The 3,078-nt window shown below is 41.1% G+C and carries 1 protein-coding gene; it reads right to left on the reverse strand.

Annotated features, from left to right (window positions below; all coding sequences use genetic code 11):
• Window positions 1–151: 151 nt before the first annotated feature.
• Window positions 152–2,941, reverse strand: coding sequence for a hypothetical protein (locus FVQ77_17385; GenBank protein ID MBW8052077.1), 2,790 nt, complete (start codon window positions 2,939–2,941; stop codon window positions 152–154).
• Window positions 2,942–3,078 lie beyond the last annotated feature (137 nt).

Here is a 3,078-nt window from a genome sequence, read left to right on the forward strand (position 1 = left end):
TAACCATCTTAACAATTGAACAATGAAATAATATATTTTATGATTACAATATTGCGTAATTAAATTGTTGCTACACTCTATATTCGTCTTACCCTTATACGATACCTGTATACCCTTTCCTCATCATCCATCATCCATCTACCATCTACCGCTACCTCATTATCTGTATCCACCCCGTACAAGGCTTTTCCTTATCTTCTACCTTTATGAGATAGAAATAAGTGCCATCGGGTAATGGATCGATATTTTTATTGGTGCCTTTCCATACAACGCCATCATCATTGTTGTCGTTATTGTTGTCATCTATGTTGTTATAATTAATTCCCTTCCATACAACATCTCCCCACCTGTTGTAAAGTGTTACTTCATTAGGCTTGCAAGATTCAAATTGTAATGCTTCTATCCACCAATAATCGTTTACCCCATCATTATTAGGTGATATGCCATTGAATATGTCCTTACACTTTATTTGACATCCTACCGGGAGTGTTAAAGTATCAATTGTTACACAACCATTTGCATCTGTTGTAGTTATTATGTATGTACTTTCACATAAACCAGTAGCTATATTTGTATTTGATATAATATTTCCGTTAATTGTATCTACCCATTGATAAGTATAAGGTGGTGTTCCTCCTATGGTACCTGTGGTAGGATTAATCGTTGCCTCTCCATCGCACTCGTCTTCATCGCTCGGATTAATGACATCTTGATCTAATATGGTTGTAACAGGATTTTGATATACCGTAACAACGTCTGGTCTGGTTATTAAATCTGTACAATTGCCTAACCCAACAATTAAAGTTACATCATAAGGTACTGTTGTTGTAAAAATATGTGTTGGATTTTGCAATGTAGAAGTATCTGCTGAACCTGATAGAGAATCTCCAAAAATCCACAAGTAAGTACTACCATTCAAGGATAAATCTGTAAATTGAGTATTGTTACCAAGACATACTGTATCAGCGCTGAAATCAGCTATTGGAGTTGGGGCCACCGAAACAAGCACAGAACCTACAGTATCGGGGGAACAATTATCACTTACCGTAACGCTATAAGTTGTGTCTGTATTTGGAGATACAGTAATAGAACTGCCCGTTGCCCCATTACTCCAGGTGTAGTTATAAGGCCCGCCATTTCCACCTGATACATTCGCACTAATAGTTACTGAATCTCCTTCACAAATAACAGCAGGTGCAGGAGATACTGCAAGTGGCGGATTAACTGTTACTGTAATATATCCGGTATCTGATTTGCAACTAAACTCATTAATATGAGAAACAGTATAAGTTGTAGTAGTATCTGGTGATACCCAGTGTGGTCCACCAGTACCTGGCAAAGTTGTGTCGCTCCAGGTGTAACCAAATACTGCGGTTGAGTCAACAACCTGCGCGCTGATTTGAGCGCTATCACCTATACATATTGTATCTGATCCTGTTGCAGTTATCACAGCAGGCTGTGGTTCAGCAAGCATAATTGAACCTGTTATTGAACATCCATAGTCATCTGTAACTGTAACTATATATTGACCTTGACTAAGAGTTAATGCAGTATCATCAGTTCCTCCCAAGGGAGTCCAACTGTATGTATAAGTCGGTGTACCTCCGGATGCGACAACGGTAAGTATCCCATTACTACCACCATTACAACTTATTGCTTCTGCAACTTTTATAGAGTCAATTTTCGGTCCTTCAATATTGCCAACAGTCACGCTTATAGTATTAGTGCATCCATTCGTATCGGTTACCATTACCGAATATGTTCCCGGAGCTAATCCTGTTGCTGTTTGCGTGGTTTGCGAATTAGCATTTGCATCCCACAAATAGCTATAAGGCGCTATACCTCCGGTTGGGATTACAACCGCCAGTCCATTGTTTCTTCCGCAAGTATCCGGAGCTGAACTGTCAGATAGTGCGAGTACCTGAGCAGGTTCGGTTATGGTAAACGATTCTGAAGAAACACAACTACTGGTATTTATAACAGTAACAGTATAAGTCCCTGCCGGCAAGTTAGCCAGAGTAGGGCCGGTTCCTGGTATCGGTGACCAGGAGTAGGTATATGAAACCACTGGTGTTACACCAACAGTGATCATACCACTGCTATCGCCTTTGCAACCGACATTTTGAATTACATTGGCTGTTATTACTATTGAATCCGGCTCTACAATAGTTGCCGTATCTATTCCCGGAGGACATCCATTAGCATCGGTTACCGAAATAATGTAGTTGCCGGCACATAAGCTATCGGCTTGTTGCGTTGTTTGGAATAATAGATCATCCCACTGGTAGATATATGGCGGTGTACCCCCTATTACAGAAACAGTTGCTTCCCCATTACATGCACCAATACAACTGGGGTTGAGCGTAAATGTAACAGCTGCTACTATTACAGAAGGTTGATCAATGATGGTATCAGCAGAAGCTACACAGCCATTTGAATCGGTCACTACAACAATATGAACTCCTGCTGCTAAACTATCAGCGGTAGCGCTGGTGTCTCCGTTATCCCAGCTAAAGGTAAATGGAGGCGCCCCGCCTGAATCGACAGAAACAGTAGCTGTCCCATCACTGTATCCAAAGCAGGTAACATCAGTAATAGAGACAATGGATACGGCCGGTACAGGCTCATCGTTAACATTGGCAATTGCAGTAGTATCACATCCGGTTGAATCGGTCACAGTTATCGTATATACCCCGCCAGCTAAACCCGCAGCACAGGATGTGGTAGATACAGTATTTCCAAGATCGTCCTGCCATAAATAACCGTAAGGAGCAACGCCACCAATCACCCCAACACATGCCGAACCATTAGCAGAATCACAGGTTGCTTCATAAGGGGTTACATTCAGATCGAGCAGCGGTGCAGGTACAATGGTAACATCTGCTGTTGTAATACAATTGCTGCTATCTGTAATGGTAACTGTATGAGTTCCTCCACACAACGCTGTTGCCGTTTGTGTGTTCTGGAAGTTATCCCATGAATAACCATATGATGTTGTACCGTATTATTTCACTTAATGTTATAGGGGTAATGCCCATTGTTTTGGCTAACTCTTTTTGGTTAATATTCCTATATTTT

The organism is Cytophagales bacterium, from assembly GCA_019456305.1.
GTDB lineage: Bacteria > Bacteroidota > Bacteroidia > Cytophagales > VRUD01 > VRUD01.